At 53.4% G+C, this 16,371-nt stretch carries 14 protein-coding genes; 9 read left to right on the forward strand and 5 right to left on the reverse strand.

Annotated features, from left to right (window positions below; all coding sequences use genetic code 11):
* The first annotated feature begins 99 nt into the window (after positions 1-99).
* Genes PMI34_RS06150 through PMI34_RS27715 form a run of 5 tightly spaced genes read left to right on the forward strand, consistent with a single transcriptional unit; the run spans position 100 to position 7,526 of the window.
* Positions 100-2,730, forward strand: a complete 2,631-nt coding sequence (locus PMI34_RS06150) for a Z1 domain-containing protein (protein ID WP_008052647.1) — start codon at positions 100-102, stop codon at positions 2,728-2,730.
* 10 nt (positions 2,731-2,740) lie between these two features.
* Entirely contained in the window at positions 2,741-3,739 is a 999-nt protein-coding gene (locus tag PMI34_RS28405) for a PD-(D/E)XK motif protein (RefSeq protein ID WP_008052648.1), read from the forward strand.
* Positions 3,730-5,580 carry a hypothetical protein gene (locus tag PMI34_RS06145; RefSeq protein WP_008052649.1) on the forward strand — a complete coding sequence of 617 codons (1,851 nt, stop codon included), beginning with the start codon at positions 3,730-3,732 and terminating at the stop codon, positions 5,578-5,580. The genes PMI34_RS28405 and PMI34_RS06145 overlap by 10 nt, the downstream gene beginning before the upstream one ends.
* Positions 5,577-6,479, forward strand: coding sequence for a hypothetical protein (locus PMI34_RS06140; protein ID WP_008052650.1), 903 nt, complete (start codon positions 5,577-5,579; stop codon positions 6,477-6,479). Before PMI34_RS06145 ends, PMI34_RS06140 begins: the two co-directional genes overlap by 4 nt.
* Positions 6,480-7,526 (forward strand): hypothetical protein, encoded by a 1,047-nt coding sequence (locus PMI34_RS27715; RefSeq protein ID WP_008052651.1) that lies wholly within the window; start codon positions 6,480-6,482, stop codon positions 7,524-7,526. It begins immediately after the preceding gene.
* 213 nt (positions 7,527-7,739) lie between these two features.
* On the opposite strand, the gene PMI34_RS28410 is transcribed toward PMI34_RS27715, so the two are convergent.
* Complete coding sequence (locus tag PMI34_RS28410) at positions 7,740-8,195, reverse strand: very short patch repair endonuclease (RefSeq protein ID WP_081498109.1); 456 nt, start codon at positions 8,193-8,195, stop codon at positions 7,740-7,742.
* A 420-nt stretch (positions 8,196-8,615) separates the two neighbouring features.
* Between PMI34_RS28410 and PMI34_RS0127485 the strand changes: the two genes are divergently transcribed.
* On the forward strand, positions 8,616-9,881 hold the full coding sequence (locus PMI34_RS0127485) for a DNA cytosine methyltransferase (RefSeq protein WP_008052652.1): 1,266 nt from the start codon (positions 8,616-8,618) through the stop codon (positions 9,879-9,881).
* 269 nt (positions 9,882-10,150) lie between these two features.
* Here the strand turns inward: PMI34_RS0127485 and PMI34_RS06135 are convergent, their stop codons facing one another.
* Positions 10,151-11,920 carry a SulP family inorganic anion transporter gene (locus PMI34_RS06135; protein ID WP_008052653.1) on the reverse strand — a complete coding sequence of 590 codons (1,770 nt, stop codon included), beginning with the start codon at positions 11,918-11,920 and terminating at the stop codon, positions 10,151-10,153.
* Positions 11,921-12,038: 118 nt separating this feature from the next.
* Here PMI34_RS06135 and PMI34_RS06130 point away from each other — a divergent pair, with 118 nt between their 5' ends.
* Positions 12,039-13,004 carry a hypothetical protein gene (locus tag PMI34_RS06130; protein WP_008052654.1) on the forward strand — a complete coding sequence of 322 codons (966 nt, stop codon included), beginning with the start codon at positions 12,039-12,041 and terminating at the stop codon, positions 13,002-13,004.
* A gap of 19 nt (positions 13,005-13,023) precedes the next feature.
* On the opposite strand, the gene PMI34_RS06125 is transcribed toward PMI34_RS06130, so the two are convergent.
* Both PMI34_RS06125 and PMI34_RS06120 read right to left on the reverse strand, forming a co-directional pair.
* Positions 13,024-13,713 (reverse strand): DUF6933 domain-containing protein, encoded by a 690-nt coding sequence (locus PMI34_RS06125; protein ID WP_008052655.1) that lies wholly within the window; start codon positions 13,711-13,713, stop codon positions 13,024-13,026.
* A 34-nt stretch (positions 13,714-13,747) separates the two neighbouring features.
* Positions 13,748-14,110 carry a hypothetical protein gene (locus PMI34_RS06120; RefSeq protein ID WP_008052656.1) on the reverse strand — a complete coding sequence of 121 codons (363 nt, stop codon included), beginning with the start codon at positions 14,108-14,110 and terminating at the stop codon, positions 13,748-13,750.
* A gap of 242 nt (positions 14,111-14,352) precedes the next feature.
* Here PMI34_RS06120 and PMI34_RS06115 point away from each other — a divergent pair, with 242 nt between their 5' ends.
* Both PMI34_RS06115 and PMI34_RS0127490 read left to right on the forward strand, forming a co-directional pair.
* Complete coding sequence (locus PMI34_RS06115) at positions 14,353-14,670, forward strand: helix-turn-helix transcriptional regulator (RefSeq protein WP_008052657.1); 318 nt, start codon at positions 14,353-14,355, stop codon at positions 14,668-14,670.
* Positions 14,671-14,877: 207 nt separating this feature from the next.
* Positions 14,878-15,198, forward strand: coding sequence for a helix-turn-helix domain-containing protein (locus PMI34_RS0127490; RefSeq protein ID WP_032829830.1), 321 nt, complete (start codon positions 14,878-14,880; stop codon positions 15,196-15,198).
* 23 nt (positions 15,199-15,221) lie between these two features.
* Here the strand turns inward: PMI34_RS0127490 and PMI34_RS06110 are convergent, their stop codons facing one another.
* Positions 15,222-16,280 (reverse strand): MBL fold metallo-hydrolase, encoded by a 1,059-nt coding sequence (locus PMI34_RS06110; protein WP_008052660.1) that lies wholly within the window; start codon positions 16,278-16,280, stop codon positions 15,222-15,224.
* Between the last annotated feature and the right edge of the window lie 91 nt (positions 16,281-16,371).

Genomic DNA, 16,371 nt, shown 5'->3' on the forward strand with positions numbered 1-16,371 from the left:
CGGTTTCATTAGACCACTACACTACGATAGACCAATTGCACCGTTCGAAAACGCGATGTACATTGCAACAACCTTGAGACGCAATATCATGGAGCCATTATGCCAGGGCCGCAAGTTGACAAGTTACATGAGCGCATTTCGCAGGCGATGTCTAGATTTACCGACCTAGATGGAGCGGTAGAATCGGTACGTCAGGAACTTGACACCCTCAGCCCCGGGCTGGCAACCATACTCCACGCTGAAATCGAGGAGGCGAAGTCACTAGTAGCCCTTCAATTTGAACAAATCGAAATCCTTCATCGCTATTCCGTTATCAAAAAGCGCCCGCAATGGTATTTTGGACCCAAGCCCTCTGATCTCCACTGGCCAGCAGTGCGAGGGTATCTCGTCAACGGCAAGGGCTGGGATGAAGAAGACGTTGAAGGTATCAATGACGCCTCCAATGAGGTCGTCTCTCTACTTGAAAGCCCTAAACAGCAGCAATTTTCCTGTCGTGGTTTAGTTCTAGGTTACGTACAGTCCGGAAAAACCGCGAACATGACTGCTACGATAGCGAAGGCACTGGACGCTGGGTACAACACTGTGATTGTGCTCGCAGGTCTGACCAACACGCTTAGATATCAGACCCAACTAAGATTTTTCGATGATCTAGTTTCTCGCAATCCGCTTAACTGGCAGGTTCTCACGCCGAACGACCTAGATAGAGATTTCAGAGCCCCGCCACAAGGTGGTTTCTTGTCACACACAGACAAGGCACAACTGGCCGTAATTAAAAAGAACGTTTCGCCACTTGGACAACTGAAGCTCGCGATAGAGCGGACGATGCCCGCCGTACTGGCTAAGCTACGAATTCTCGTCATTGACGACGAGTGTGATCAGGCCAGCGTTAACGCGGCGCGTAGCGAGTTAGAAACCACTGTCATCAACGAACGAATTCGGGAGATCCTCTCCCTTCTTCCTGCTGTAACCTACGTGGGCTATACCGCAACCCCGTTCGCGAACGTACTCATTGATCCATATCGGCAAGAAGGTCAACAGCTGGACGATCTTTATCCTCGGGATTTCATTACCGCCCTGCCGCTACCCGCATCATACTTTGGCACCGAGAGGCTCTTCGGTAAGCCTCCATTAGATCCAGAAAACGTGCTCCCTGAGGAAGAAGGCCTCGATATGATTCGGGAAATACCTCCTGAAGAAATAGCACTGCTTCAGCCGCGTAGCATGCGAGAGAGAGAGGATTTTCAGCCTTCAATGACCGAGAGCTTAAGACGATCAATTCTTTATTTTCTCGCGTGTTGCGCGGCCCGGCATTTTCGTGGGCACGCGAACAAGCATATGACAATGCTCGTTCACACCTCAGCCTATGTTACAGCTCATGAGCGGGTCTCAGCTTTGATCGAAGGCTGGATAGATGTACACCGAAAGGCACTCCTCAACCGAAGTAGTGCCGTTGGACAGCAGATCGAGCAAATCTGGGCCGAGGAGCAAGGGCGGCTTCCAGCGGATATCACAGATGCTACTCCAGTTAGCATTGAACATATTTTCGACATAATGCCGAAGGTACTTAAAACGCTGGAATTTCCAATAGAGAACGGAGGGAGTGAAGATAGGATTGACTACACTCATACCCCAAAGACATACATTGTTGTGGGGGGATCTATTCTCGCGCGGGGGCTGACTCTCGAAGGCCTAACGGTCAGCTTTTTCCTCCGTACTGCTGACCAATACGATACGCTTCTGCAGATGGGTCGCTGGTTCGGTTTCAGGCCCGACTACGAAGACCTGCCGCGGATATGGATACCAGAATCATTGAAGCTTCGATTTCGCGAGCTTGCCTCTATCGAGCAAGAAATCCGCAACGACATCAAACAGTACCGGCTCTGCGAGTTAACGCCAATGCAGATTGCAGTTCGCATTCGTTCGATTCCTGGTATGGCTATTACAGCAGCCACCAAGATGCGGGCCGCTCGCCGATGCGCTGTAAGTTACTGGGGCACCCACCGACAAACATTCCGTTTCGAACATAAGAACATTGCGCAGCTTCGCAAGAACTGGGGAGCCGCCGCTGAGTTGGTCAGCCGCGCAGACGCACTTCAGCTTCGAGATGAAGATGCTGCCGCAAGTAGAAAGCGAGTGTGGCGTGATGTTCCTAAATCTTCGATCCAACGTTTTCTGGAAACATATGAAACGCACGTAACTCATGCTGACCTGAGTCGCCAAATACTTCTACCATTCATTGGTGGAGACGATACTAGACTGGCCAAATGGAACATAGCCATCATCGAGCCCGCAGTAGGAGAGAAATCAAATGAGACTCTCGGTAGTGCAGGGGACATCATCATGGTTAAGCGCTCCAGACTTGACGGTACTGGCGATGCTGACATCAAAGCCTTGATGTCAAAGCAAGACATCCTTTCTGATTGCTCGGACATCGCTGCAAGTGACCATAGTTGGGATGAACTAAAGGACCTCAGACGCGAGGCTGTAGGCGAAGTACCTCTTCTACTACTTTACGTTATCGATAGGCTCTCCAAACCAACAAAAGAGGGCACTCTGCGCAGGCTTTTGAACGCCGACCACGACATACTGGCTTACGGAATCGTTTTTCCAGGCTCGGTTACCGAAAGCGGTAGCTATGTCTCTGTCGAGTTGAAGGCACTATCTGCTGAAGACATCGAGGCCATAGCGACGGAAGAGGCTTCCCAGGTTGAAGCAGCAGGCGTTAAGTGAGTACGTGCATATGACTGCTAAAAACATGTGGGGAGTGCTACGTAGTGGTGGCGACATTGGTGGTGACTTTGAGATTCGCACAATTCCTACCGACGTCATCACTCCAGCGGGAAGAGTACGCCTCGCGCTGGGTCCAAACGAAGAACCTCGAGTTCTTCTTCCGTTAAGTGAGCGCGAAACGCTTTCGCGCTCAGGTACGGCAGACGCCCTATCATTAACCGTATCTTGTTTTACCCATAAAGGACACTCAGTCAGGTTCATTGATTTAGTCTGTCTCTCAAGGGAGCTAGATACTGTATTCGCCGAATTTGTTGATGAAATGCTTGCCAGAGTTGCCACCGGTGTCAGCTGCATTTCCGCCATCGAGTCCACGTTTGAGGATTTTCGCTCCCTCCTGATGCAATCAAATGAGAAGGAGGTTACACCTAATATAGTTGTTGGCCTGGTAGGAGAACTATTAATTCTCAACCGTCTATTGGACCTTTGCGCTGCAGGATGGCGAGCATGGAGCGGCCCATCTGGTGATAGGCATGATTTCCGCAGGGGCAGTGTTTCACTTGAGATCAAGTCGACAGCCCGAGCAGGAAATCCAACCATCGTAATAAACGGTCTTGACCAACTGGAACTTCCGGGCGATGGGAGCCTTCATCTTCTGCATTTGGTATTGGAGCCTATATTTGGCGGAAGCCTCAGCATTTGTGGCCTAGCTACAAGCGCCCTGAAGAAAGCAGATGAACCTAATGAGCTTCGAAGCCTACTCGCCGCAATTGGATGCGAGGACTTTGACAAACCTCGATGGAACCGCCATTCCTTCCGGATTCAATCCGAATCTCTTTACGAAGTCAGGGATGGATTTCCACGTCTGACCTCATCAATGCTCTCCACCGGAGTAGTACACGCAGGTGTATCCTCCATTACCTATGCGGTTGATCTCTCGTTCGCTTCTCACTTCCTGAGCCCTGACAACACTTATAGAACGATCGAGAGGGAGCTTAGTGGATGCCTATAAAGCCATTGGAGCTTTTCTCGGAGCCTTTTGGTTCAACCGGAAACATCGGTGATAATATTCGCCGCCTTCTTGGAGCGCCCACACTCGATCCGCTCCAGACGGTAATCCGTGAGTCCTTACAAAACATCGCTGATGCTGCAAAGCTCGGGATTGGTCCCGAGATAGAAATAAGAATTCGTCGACTTACAGAGAGTCAACGATTGACTCTTGAGTCCAAAGTTCTAATGTCCCTACCTGCCGCCGAGCAATCGCGAACAGCCCTTCGAAATTCGCTTTCACAAAAAGAACTTATTGTGATGGAAATTTGCGATTTTCGTACCATAGGGCTCGGCGGACCAACCCGTTCAGATCGAATTCCTTTGGGGACTGAAGATACTCAATTTATAAACTTTCTGCGAAATATAGGTGCAGCAAGAAACACCGTGCAAGGTGGCGGCACTTATGGTTTTGGGAAAATAGCGCTCTACCGTGCTAGCTGCTGCAGTACCATCATCGTGGATACACTTCCGCATGCGGCCGGGATGGAAGGACGCCGGATCATCGGTTGTCATGTGGGACCTTCTTTCGAAATCCCGGACAATTCCATGTCACAACACTTCACCGGACGTCATTGGTGGGGCATACCGGATCCAGAAGATGGAATAGTGGACCCATTGACTGGTGCGGACGCTCAAGCTCTTGCCTTGGCATTGGGATTGCCAGACAGACGACCCGATCAAACTGGCACGTCGATCATGATCCTAGACTTCATGATGGATGGTGAAGACCTCCAGACTGTGGGCAACAAAGTGATTGGAGCCGTCTTATGGAACTTCTGGCCTCGCATGATGCGGGACACGCCAGCCTCACATAAGTTTGACTTACGCTTTGAGTTGGATGGCGTGGAAATTAAGATCCCAGCTCCTGAGGACTTCCCCCCCTTAGATCTTTTTTCAAAAGCAATGCGCGCGGCACGCTCCGGTAAAGGGAATGACGTCCGATCGCTATCAGCAACCAAGTCTCAAATCAAGGTTGGAACGCTTGCCATTGAGAAGGGCTTACGGACATCTAGGCGCCTGCTTGTAGAAGATGAGGACAGCTTATTCCCTACAGTTTCCCAACATATCGCACTCATGCGCCCAGTTGAACTTGTCGTTAAATATCTACTGGGCACAGCGTTGCCTGATGAACGACTTGAGTGGGCTGGAGTTTTCATCACCAGCGATGAAGAGTATGTCGAATCGGCCTTTGCTGAGTCAGAGCCTCCTGCTCATGATGACTGGATTCCTGAAAACCTGCCGAAAGGCATACCGAAGACACTTGTGAACGTTGCTCTTCGAGATCTACGCGCCCATGCCGCAGATATGGGGTTGAGTTCGCCTGGAGGAACGCCACGCCCTCGATCCGGCCCTCCTCTCGCCAAACTTGCGGGTCGTATGGGGTCTGCACTTGAAGGAGTCAACGGGGATGGAGCAGGGAGAAAGCGAGGCAATACATCTGGAGGGCGTGTAACACTCGCCCGCGCTCGAGCTAGTGCACCGAACTTCATCCGTCTTGAAGCTACAGAGGGGGAGACCGTGGCCGTTTTCATTACAGAGGTCCGCCAGAATTCTACTCGTAGTGGAAGCATTTTGACCGCAACTGCGGCGGTTGCCGTAGATGGAGGTCGGTCGATTGAGTCGGATGTCGCACTGCCTACTGCCAAAGTATTGTCAATCTGTTCATCAGACGGCATCCAGTTCTCAGAGGGAGGCGAACTTACCATCAACGGCGCAGATGGACTGTACGAGATTCGAGTGCAGATACCTTCCGATTGCGCGGTAATCGCTGACGCGGACGTACTGACGGAGAGTAACCGGTGAGTCGTATCGCATTTCCTTTTTTGACCCTCTCAGAATCTGCAGTGGTCGCTTCCCCGTGGTTAATTTCTCTCAACGAGTCCGAGTGGGCTCCAGTTGAAGAATATCTGCAGAACTGGGATGCCGCTTCCTCCATTCGCCTGCGTCGCCGAATAGCAATAGACCCATCTATCGCCGCTGCAGATTTGAACATTGATCTCAGAGACCTGCGTTTTTTCGCGACAGTTAGAATCGGTACAGGTCAGGGTCGGCTGCCACGCTTAATATTGTCTCGCGAAAGTCGCACTTTAGAAGCAGAGCCTTGGTTCGTGGAGTTCGATTTTGAGATAGGGGGCGAGACGCTCTCGACTGTTCTCGACATCAACACTAGGATAACTTTAGCGTCCTCAATATCTGTCCCTTCACGTCTCTCTCCTTCGCGGCTAGGGGATCAACTCTGGTCAGATCGAATTCGGATGAGGCTTGAAGGAGAGGAACCTCGTTTTCCAATCGAAATTGGAGACATGCAAGTTTTGCTTGGAGACCTAGTCGCTTCATCTGCACCCTGGTACCTATATTGGTCTCCACGTGAATGGTCTCGCGATTTTCATGGGGCGATTCGGCTTTACCTGAACTCGACGCACACTGAGTTCATTGAAAGAATTCAAGATGAGGACCCGATGATGATTCAAATGCTAATGGCCGATGTAATGGGGCAGGTTTGCGAGCGTTTGATAACGGATCCAGAAGTGAACGATCTGTTCAACTCCCCAGAACCTGGATCACTGGCAGCACAAGCTTCCTCGTGGCTAAAAAAGGCATGGCCAGGCAAAGACACAAACTTCATAAAATCCGTATTTGACAATAGGCCCGGGATATTCCGCGCTTCACTTGTGGCGCTAGCAGATCTCGGAGATAAATGAATGATTACTTTACTGCCTAGACTTCCGGCGCCAGCAGCGGAACGATTGCTGGAGATATACTTGCACAATGGGCCGCGCCAATGGTCCGGATTTAATGCCAACGAACTTCCAGAAGCTGTCAGATTCACTCCAACTGGCGGAAGCCCGATCTCTTCAAAACATCTTGAAGAAATCCGCATGGGTATCCTGCATATCGCGAAAAACAATGGATATGACCGCAAAGGCACAAGGGCTGAACTGTCGAACTTTGACGCGCAGGCCGCCGCATGGCTGGCGGATCAGAGTGTACTAGCAAGCGGAGAAGCCCTCAGGGATGACGTGTGGGCTTTTATAGCAATTGTTGCGGCTCCCGACATTGCGAACTGGCGATTCGGTGACTCGCCTGAGAGATATCTCGGCGGTGTACGCAACACATTTCAGAGACTCTGGATGCGCGGAAAGTTGTTTGATAGAGGTCAGGCAAGCTTCGACCGATGGGGTCTACTTGAAAAACTTTCCGAGGATGCATTTGTGCAGATTACTGAACGACCTAGCCTAGGCGGTAATCCTGTACTGGCTCTTGGAATAGCTGAAGCGTGGGTTCGAGCATCGTTACATCACGGCAAAGGATCTATGGAAAGCCTCACCCGGCGGGCGATGCTTCAGATTCGCGTGAAAAATGAAGTCAGATGTCTGGATGAACTTCCAGCCGAAAACTTAGCTGTCGTTCTTGACACGATCTTCGAAACCCCCGTAGCAACTTCTATAAAAGGTAGCGACGTGGTCACTTCTAGCGCCAACTCCTTTGATGTAACGCCTTTAGAAAACTCGACTTTCAACGGGGTGACCTCTACCGCGCTAATTGCGGCGGCCACACGAGTATTAGATGAAGCAAAACGCTGGAACTTACTTTCTCCCAAATCTAATTCTGCGCTAAAGTCTTTACTAGCATCAGAGTTTGATTTGACATCTAACGAGCGAAACGCACTAAAGTATCTTCTTGAACGAATAGAGAATATCGGCCTACTAGAAGAAGAGAGAAAAATTGTAGGCTTAGTATTCAATTGAGTCAGACATTATCCTCATTGATTTTCTATAAAAAAGCCTCATCGGCTAACACAGAAAAAACCAGGACAGTCGCCGACAATTGGACGCCTTTACCAGAGGCTAAAGAAATATCCCGTCACTACTCGTCGCTTCTACCGCAGAGCCCCTCTCCTAAGGTAAGACCTCAATTGCCGGAAAGGTTAAGCTTGCCGCCCATTGACCAGCATCAACTCATCAATCACATCGATTAGGAAAGGTGGGCCATGAGACGTATTTTTGATTACAATCCTGCACAGCCTCAAGAAGCCAGTTTATTTCTGCTTCCGGCCCGCGGATACCGCACTCCCAAAGCTCGAAAACGCGCCATCCCCGCTGCAGAAGCTCGGCTTTGTTCCTGAGGTCACGCTTTACGTTCTGGTCGAACTTTGTCTGCCAGAACTCCTCCCGGGTCTTGGGAGTTGTGGCATATCTACAGCCAGGATGTCTGTGCCAAAAGCAACCCTGAACGAAAATGCAGAGGTCGTAACGTGGAAGCACAACGTCCGGCCGGCCTGGAAGCTCCTTGGAATGTAGTCGATACCGAAAGCCGTGCCGATGCAACAGCTTGCGGACCTTCATCTCAGGGGATGTGTTGATGCCGCGGATAGTAGCCATCATGCGAGACCTGACTTCTTTACTGACGATGTCCATGACAGAACCCCAAATGAATTTACTGTTAGAGCGAGACACTGCTTTCGATTGCGACACTGAGCTTTCGAAACCTATCCAGATCGTTGATCTTTTCGCCGGTCCTGGCGGCCTAGGTGAAGGCTTCGCGTCTTCTGGTAATGGACAACGGTTTGAGATCGTGGTTTCTGCCGAGATGGACCCTGTAGCTCGCGAGACTCTTAGGCTCAGAGCGTTCTACAGACTTCTAAAGCTGAAGAATCCCGGTCGCCTGTCTGATTACTACGATTTTTGCAATGGCCATAGCCAAAGTCCCTTTTCTGCCGCTAGTGAGCCTCAATGGCTCGAAGCCGAAGCCGAAGCCCGATGCATAACGCTGGGGTCGAAAGCAGGCGATTTGGAGCTGGACCAGATACTCGAAGAGAAACTTGATAGAGACCGACCTTGGGTGCTTACGGCGGCCCGCCATGTCAGGCCTACTCGCTCGTTGGCCGCTCCCGCAACCTAGGCAAAGCGAACTACAGCGCTGAAAACGATCATCGCCACTTTCTATACAAGGAATACCTCCGGATTATCAAAGAGCGACAGCCTACCGTTTTCGTGATGGAAAACGTCAAAGGAATCCTCTCCTCTAAAGTCGGTGGAGAAGGTATTTTCACTCAGATTCTCCAAGACCTCACCGACCCTCACAAAGCATTAGGTGACGCAACACCGGGAAAGAAATACCGCATCTGCTCTCTGGTAACCGGACAGTCCTTCGACCCCGGCGATGATGTTGACAAGGTGGATCCTCGTGGATTCATTATCAGAGCTGAGGAGCACGGAATTCCCCAGGCACGGCATCGTGTAATTCTTCTAGGTATCGCGCTGGACGAGCAAGGTTGCGTGCCAGATCACGAACGCATTCCGTTCTCACGCGAAGTCAGTACCAAGCATGCAATCGATGACCTCCCTAATCTTCGAAGCCGGCTCACCAAACAACAGGACGACAGTGAGGCTTGGTACAAAGTCGTTATGGATCAATTGGACGAACTCAGGAAAGAGGTTGATCCCGGTGCAGAGCCGAAGCTCGCCTCCGAAATGAAAATTACGTGGGACGGCATATTCTCCTCAGCATATGAGGTCGGCGCACTACGAGTACCTCGCAGGAAAAACGACGGCAGGACAGGTATAGATGAGTTGGACCGTTGGTATCGCGACGAAAACTTGGAATACTGGTTGAACCATGATGCTCGGGGACACATGCTTTCGGACTTGAGGAGGTACATGTTTGCCAGTGTTTACGCGCGGGCCTACAAAACGTCCCCAAAAGGCCATCAACAATTCAAGCTCTCAGGACTGGCCCCAGCCCACAAGAATTGGGAAACAGGCAAGTTCAGCGATCGCTTCAGAGTGCAGTTGGAGGACCAACCGGCAACAACTGTGACAAGCCATATTTCGAAGGACGGCCATTACTTCATCCATTACGACCCGAAGCAGTGCCGGAGTCTGACAGTTAGGGAAGCCGCACGACTTCAGACCTTCCCTGACAACTATTTTTTCCAAGGTAACAGGACGAAGCAGTTTCACCAGGTCGGGAACGCGGTGCCGCCCTTGCTAGCGAGCAAAATTGCATCTGTAGTGTTCGGCGTGGCATCCACCCGGGTTCGGGAGTACGAGTCTACTAAACTACAAAGCAGCATTAGCAAACCAGAACCTGTTCCTGCTTGAAAGGTCATATCGAATTAGCGACCGCGTGCGGTCGCTTTGAGTTTGAACTCACTCGAATAAGATTTACGCATATCCAAACACCTCAGATTTTGGCGCCATCATATCGCCCGATTGAAGTGTCCAAAATCAATAGGCCAGTTCAGAGCAGCTCCCTCGCCACAGTAAGATATTTGTCTGCCGAATCGGTGTAAGAACTGAGATTGAGTTAATCGCTGACCGGCTCGCACAGCGGTCTGCCGGCCCCCACTCAACGCCCCACCTCCCCTCCTTCATCCCCCCTCCACATTACCCACCCGATAATTCGCCACATAACTATCCACAGCCGTCCCAATCGTAGGAAAAAACGCCGTCTCCCCCAGCCGCGCAAACAACCCAAACCGCTTCAGCTTGTCCTTCACCGGATCCTTCATCTCGGCAAAGCACAACTCGATACCCGCCGCGTGCAGGGTGTCGTCCAGTTCGGCGAGCATGTCGGCGGAGGTCACGTCGACGCTGGTCACCGGTTCTGCGGCGACCACCAGCCAGCGCACGGGCGTGGGCGAAGCCGCGACAGCGTCCAGCACGCGGTCGCTGAACAGTTCGGCGTTGGCGAAGAACAAGGGGGCATCCCAGCGAAACAGGACCAGGCCGGGGATCAGGTGTGCGTCGGGGTAGCGTTTGATGTCGTGGTAGCCCTTGACCCCGTCGGCGCGGCCCAATACTGCGGAGTACGGGCGCCAGGCGTCCCAGAGGAATTCGATGATCGCAATCACGATGGCCAGGCCGATGCCCTCGATCGCGCCGAACACGGCCACGCCGACGGTGCAGACGATCGATAACCAGCATTCCCAGCGCTGGATGCGATAGATCCGGCGCAGGTCGGTGATTTCGATCAGGCCGATGGCCGAGGCGATCACGACTGCCGCCAGGGCGCTGGACGGTAGATGCTGCAGCAGGTCCGGTGCCACCACCAGCAGCAAGGCAACCGCCAGTGCGCCGACGACGCCGGTCATTTGGGTCTTGGCGCCGGCGGCTTCGGCCACGGGTGTCCGCGACGAGCTGCTGCTGATCGGGAAGCCCTGGAAAAAACCGGCCGCCAGGTTGGCGATGCCGAGGCCCACCATTTCCTGATTCGGGTTGACGTAGGTTCGGGTCCGCGCCGCATAGACCCGCGACAGCACGCTGGTGTCGGCGAACGAGACGAGTGCGACGGCGCACCCGCCGATCATCACCGGAACGATGTCGGCGGTGGTGATCCAGGGGATGGCGAATCCGGGCAAGCCTTGGGGGAGCGAACCGAGGACCGACACACCGGCGCGTGTCGCCAGGTCGAGGGCACCCACGGCGACCGTCGCGCCTACCACGGCGATCAGGATGCCCGGCAGTCGCGGCCATCTTTTGAGTAGCAGGATCACCGCCAGGGTGAGCCCGCCTACCGTGAAGGTGGTCCAGTTGACCTTTCCTTCCATCAGCGCCGAGGCGATAGCCCCTATGTTTCTCAATGGGCCCTCGGACTCAATGGAAAAACCGAACAGCTTGGGCAACTGGCTGATCAATACGGTCAGTGCGATGCCGTTCATGTAGCCGTAGCGGATCGGTTTGGACAGCAGCTCGGTGATAAAACCCAGGCGCGCCATACCGGCCAGGATGCACACCGCTCCCGACACGATCGCCATCATCCCCGCCAGGGCGACGGCGCGCTGCGGGTCACCACCGGAGAGTGGAATGATGACCGCGAGAATGACGGCCACCAGGGAGGAATCCGGCCCCATCACCAGAATCCGGCTGGGGCCGAACAGGGCATAGAACAGCAGCGGAACGATGGTCGCGTAGAGGCCATAAATGCCGGGCACGCCCGATGCCACCGCATAGGCGATACCGACAGGCACCAGCATCGTGGTCAGCACCAGGCCGGCAACGATGTCGTAACGCAACCATGCCAATTGGTATTCGCGCAGCATGCCCAGTCCCGGTAGCCAGCGGCGCCAACCGGTCTGTTCATCACGGCGCGCTATCCGGCCCGGCTCCGAGAGAGGGGGCGAAGCATCTGAATGGCTCATGAACCGCCCTCTTTGATTGACTGTGCAGACTCGGCGAAATTGAAGTGATCTCAGTGTAGCTATTGCTTCGAATGCGCCATCACTGGAAGCTGTTCATCTAAAGGACTTGGAACCCGACATGAAATTCGACCTCGCCTACTGCCTCAGCCTCAACGACAAGTTGTCGATCTACGACGTGCGGGATCTGAATTTCGACGAGACGATGGATTTCGACTCCACCAGGGAACACTTCCAGTGCCCCAACGATGCCTGTCGCCTGGCGTTCGATGCGGCTAATGAACTGGGCACGTTCAACGCCAAGAATGTGAATTACGTACGTACGCCGCACTTCAAGAACCTGCCAAGTACGCGGCATGTTGAGGGTTGCCCTTATGTCAGCTTGAAGACCCCGGCGTCGGGTGTGGATGAGGCGGAAACGGATGACAGCCGCGAGGAAAATTTCCCGTCGGAATTGTTACTGACTCGACGTGAGTATGTGCGTAAGCCATCCACCCCGGAGGTGATTGCCGATGTGGTTCGGGATGAGCCATTGGCGCCTGAGGCGGCTAGTAATATCGAACAACCGGGCAGGGAATCGGCACCGGACAAGACCAGCGTCTTTGCTCATCCGGTGGAGTGTTTCGTGTCGAACTTCGACGACAAGGATTTGCTCAAGCGCGTGCCGCTGAAGATTGGCGAACACACCGCGCCTTACGGGTCGTTTTTCAAGAAGATCGAGTATCTGCAAGACAACAAAGGGCTGATTTACTGGGGCAAGATCAAGGAGATCAAGGACTACACCCAGAGCTTTCGCATCGACTTCGAAAAGAAGGTCTGGTTCGAGAAGAAGCCTTACTCGGTCAATGTCTACCTGAGCAAAAAGCTGATCGACAGCTACCGCAAGCGCAAGGCGTTCCTGGAGGAGATCAAGCACGCCATCGAGAGTGGTCGGGAACTGTATTGCTTCTTTTATGGCGTGACGCCCGAGTTGAAGCAGGTGCCGAGCAAGAAAAACCCCGAGCAGACGTTCGGGGTGTTCAGCGCCAACATCGAGAATCTGGATCACTTTATCGTGCGGGAAGCGCCAGGGTTGGCGGACAAGTGATTCGAACCATTGGGTTGTTTTAGTGCGCGTCCAATTGCCGTTGTAGCGCCCATATTTCCCGCTTCACTTCCATACGTCGATCAAGCGCGGTCTGGATAGTGGACTCTTCGAGGCTGCAGTACTGGCGTAGCCAGTGAGCCATCATTTCCTCATCCGGGTAGTAATAGTCTTTATGGCCTTTGCTGTTTCTTGGGCAGTCATTCATATCGCCGTCGAACCGCTCTGCCGAAAACTCGTCCGGCGGTAAAGAGCCCCGTTCAGCCGCGACATCCTGAAAAATCCAGGCGATTTCATCTATGTGTTTTTGCGCACTGCGATGGCTGCGCCGGTACAGGATGAACTGGCCACAGCTTTCTTGAAAGCGTTCCATCATCGGCTCGTCATCGACCCACTGAAGGATGTCGAACTGCCCTGCATGGCGGATCAAGCCACTAATCCAACGATCAGCAAAGCGTTGAACAAAACCCTCGACGTCTGCCTTTTTGGCATCAGCGAAGATCATGCAGTAACGGGTCGGGATGTGGATGGCGAACAGCACATGTTTGCGTTGAACAGTGACGGCGTGGACCAGCCACTGTTCGGTGGACTCATCAGGCTCATCGTCTTCAATGATGGCCAATGGAGGTTTCTCCACCGGTGTGATTGTTTTGCCTTTATGTACACGACTGAAGAATTTGCTGGCCGCTTCGGTGCAGTTGAAGATCAACATCCAGGGTTCTCTGTTAAGTTTGGTAATGGGATTGTCAGTTCTGCCGGACAATCTCATCAGCCCATTCAAGCTCGTAGGGCTGGCGAACAATGTCTGCAATCACCTCCCGTATCCCTTCACTAAGCACCGACAACTCCGCGTCGGTCAACAAATCGAACTTGACCATCATACTCAAAGAGCTGAACGCGCTGGAGCGACTGTAGGGGTCGAAAATTCGCACGATGTCTTTGTCTCGATCACGCATCAAGCGATACAGCATTCCATATCTAGCTTGAGCAGAGAGCGCACTGTGTTGAGCGATCGTCTCGGCATCAGCCAGGACACCCTGGCAGAAACGATCGAGCGCAAGTTTGTGGAGTTCCTTGAACTTCTTCCAGTCACTTTCAGGGATCGACATAACGTTCTCCTGCATAAAGGCTCGAACCGTACGAACACCTATTCTTGCGAAAAAACCTGTCTGTACCAAGCCTGAAATCGAACGATGATTCGATTCGATCAACCAGAGTCCAAGGTGAGTCAGGACAATCACCGTCCGTCTGGTCGAGAGCACACATCAAAAATTGCGTTTGATCCGGGTCAAAAACAACTGTACAAAAACACAGTATATTTTGACCAACACTCTCGAGCCCGGAGAACACCATGGCCTCTCAAGCGATGAAAATCACCCTGGAACGTATTGCCCTCTTCCAATTCACCCCGGCCCACTGCGCCCAGGCCCGAGCGATGCTGGGCTGGAGTGTGGAAGAGCTGTCGCGCGAATCCCGAGTCTCGGTAGATGCCATTCAACGCTTCGAGGCACGCCAGGAGGTGCTGGACGTCACGCGCCTGACGCTGGCCTATCGGTTCGAGTCGGAGGGGTTGGTGTTCTTCCCCGGGTTTGCACCGGGCCGAGGGATGAATGTGAAGGGGTCGACGCCGAATCCGGTTGGGCGGGCTGATTTTGCGATGGTGGAGTGAGCCAATTCATCGATTGACGATTATCCCTAAATAGGTATATTTCGCATAAATCAAAAGGCGGTGCAGGCATCGTTTTTTGTAGGAGCGAGCTTGCTCGCGATGGTCGTCAACGATAACGCGCAAATCATGGATAAACGCGGTGTCCTTGAGTGCTTCGCGAGCAAGCTCGCTCCTACAGGAGGGCCCGTCTATGCGAAAGGAATTGAAATGATTGAAATCGAAGAAAGCAGCGGCAACGTCTACGAAGATCTCGGGACACCCCACGCCAATGAAATGCGAGTCAAATCCCAGTTGGCTGCAAAAATTGGCGAAATCATCAAGGCGCGCCATTTGACCCAGGTTCAGGCGTCTGAAATTTTAGGTCTGTCACAGCCCAAGCTATCTGAAATGTTGCGCGGAAAATTTCGTGGGATCAGTGAGGCCAAGATGATGGAATGCCTGTTACTTCTCGGGCGTGATGTGCAAATAGTAGTCAAGTCGGCCCCTCGCTCACGCAAAGAGGGCCGAATTGAAGTGGTTTTTAGCTGAGGTTTGCAACTCAACTAATCACGCTACGCGTTCTGCACCACCCGATCACTCTCCCCTTCCACCGCCAGCCACCACGCCCCCCCACGCTGCGGATGCATCAGGTTGAACGCCTCACCCATCTGCGGTGTGGTGATCGATACGTTGCGCTCCCAGGCCAGGGCCAGGATGCGGTCGAAGGGTTCGTACCAGGCGTGCATCGACAGGTCGAAGGTGCCGTTGTGGATTGGCAACAGCCAGCGGCCCTTGAGATCGATATGGGCTTGCAGGGTTTGTTCGGGTTGCATGTGCACGTGCGGCCAGTCGACGTTGTAGGCGCCGGTTTCCATGAGGGTCAGGTCGAATGGGCCGTACTGTTCGCCGATGCGTTTGAAGCCGTCGAAGTAGCCGCTGTCGCCGCTGAAGAAAATGCGTGTGTCGCCGTCGATCATCACCCACGAGGCCCATAGGGTGCTGTTGCTGTCGAACAGGCCACGACCGGAGAAGTGTTGCGATGGGGTGGCGATGAACCGGATGCCATCGACTTCCGTGCCTTGCCACCAATCCAGTTGGCGGACTTTGCTGGCGTCGATGCCCCACTTGATCAGGGTATCGCCTACGCCCAGCGGGGCCAGGAAGTATTTGGTCTTGTCCGCGAGCTTGAGCACGGCCTGATGATCCAGGTGGTCGTAGTGGTCGTGGGACAGGATTACCGCTTCAATCGGTGGCAATTCCTCCAGGCTGATGGGTGGCTGGTGGAAACGCTTGGGGCCGGCCCATTGCACGGGCGAGGCGCGCTCGGCGAAGACCGGGTCGGTGATCCAGAACTTGTCGCGCAGCTTGAGCAACACCGTGGAGTGGCCCAGGCGATAGACGCTGTGGTTGGGCGCTGCGATCAGCGCGGCTTGAGTCAGGGCTTGCACCGGGACGGGCGCGCTCGGGCGGGTGTTTTGCGGTTTGTGGAACAGCACGTTCCAAAGGACGCCCATGGTTTTGCCAAAGCTCAAACGTTGAACCGGCGTGAAGTTCTGATACTGCCCTTGAGCCTGTCGGGACGCTTCAGGTGTGGAGACGTTATCCGCCGGGGAGGAGGTTGAATTGGCCATGACTGAATGACTCCAGAAAAACCGCGCATGACGCGATTCTCCGCTTTGGGACGATAAATGGCCAAGGCACGCACGCATCAGCCGGACTTTC

This window comes from Pseudomonas sp. GM74 (genome assembly GCF_000282455.1).
Taxonomy (GTDB): Bacteria; Pseudomonadota; Gammaproteobacteria; order Pseudomonadales; family Pseudomonadaceae; genus Aquipseudomonas.

Coding starts and splice junctions, on each gene's coding strand:
- PMI34_RS06145 (WP_008052649.1), top strand. CDS start 3,730: ATGCCTATAAAGCCATTGGAGCTTTTCTCGGAGCCTTTTGGTTCAACC.
- PMI34_RS06135 (WP_008052653.1), bottom strand. CDS start 11,920: ATGAGCCATTCAGATGCTTCGCCCCCTCTCTCGGAGCCGGGCCGGATA.
- PMI34_RS0127490 (WP_032829830.1), top strand. CDS start 14,878: ATGATTGAAATCGAAGAAAGCAGCGGCAACGTCTACGAAGATCTCGGG.
- PMI34_RS06115 (WP_008052657.1), top strand. CDS start 14,353: ATGGCCTCTCAAGCGATGAAAATCACCCTGGAACGTATTGCCCTCTTC.
- PMI34_RS06130 (WP_008052654.1), top strand. CDS start 12,039: ATGAAATTCGACCTCGCCTACTGCCTCAGCCTCAACGACAAGTTGTCG.
- PMI34_RS06110 (WP_008052660.1), bottom strand. CDS start 16,280: ATGGCCAATTCAACCTCCTCCCCGGCGGATAACGTCTCCACACCTGAA.
- PMI34_RS27715 (WP_008052651.1), top strand. CDS start 6,480: ATGATTACTTTACTGCCTAGACTTCCGGCGCCAGCAGCGGAACGATTG.
- PMI34_RS06120 (WP_008052656.1), bottom strand. CDS start 14,110: ATGTCGATCCCTGAAAGTGACTGGAAGAAGTTCAAGGAACTCCACAAA.
- PMI34_RS06125 (WP_008052655.1), bottom strand. CDS start 13,713: ATGTTGATCTTCAACTGCACCGAAGCGGCCAGCAAATTCTTCAGTCGT.
- PMI34_RS28405 (WP_008052648.1), top strand. CDS start 2,741: ATGACTGCTAAAAACATGTGGGGAGTGCTACGTAGTGGTGGCGACATT.
- PMI34_RS28410 (WP_081498109.1), bottom strand. CDS start 8,195: ATGGACATCGTCAGTAAAGAAGTCAGGTCTCGCATGATGGCTACTATC.
- PMI34_RS06150 (WP_008052647.1), top strand. CDS start 100: ATGCCAGGGCCGCAAGTTGACAAGTTACATGAGCGCATTTCGCAGGCG.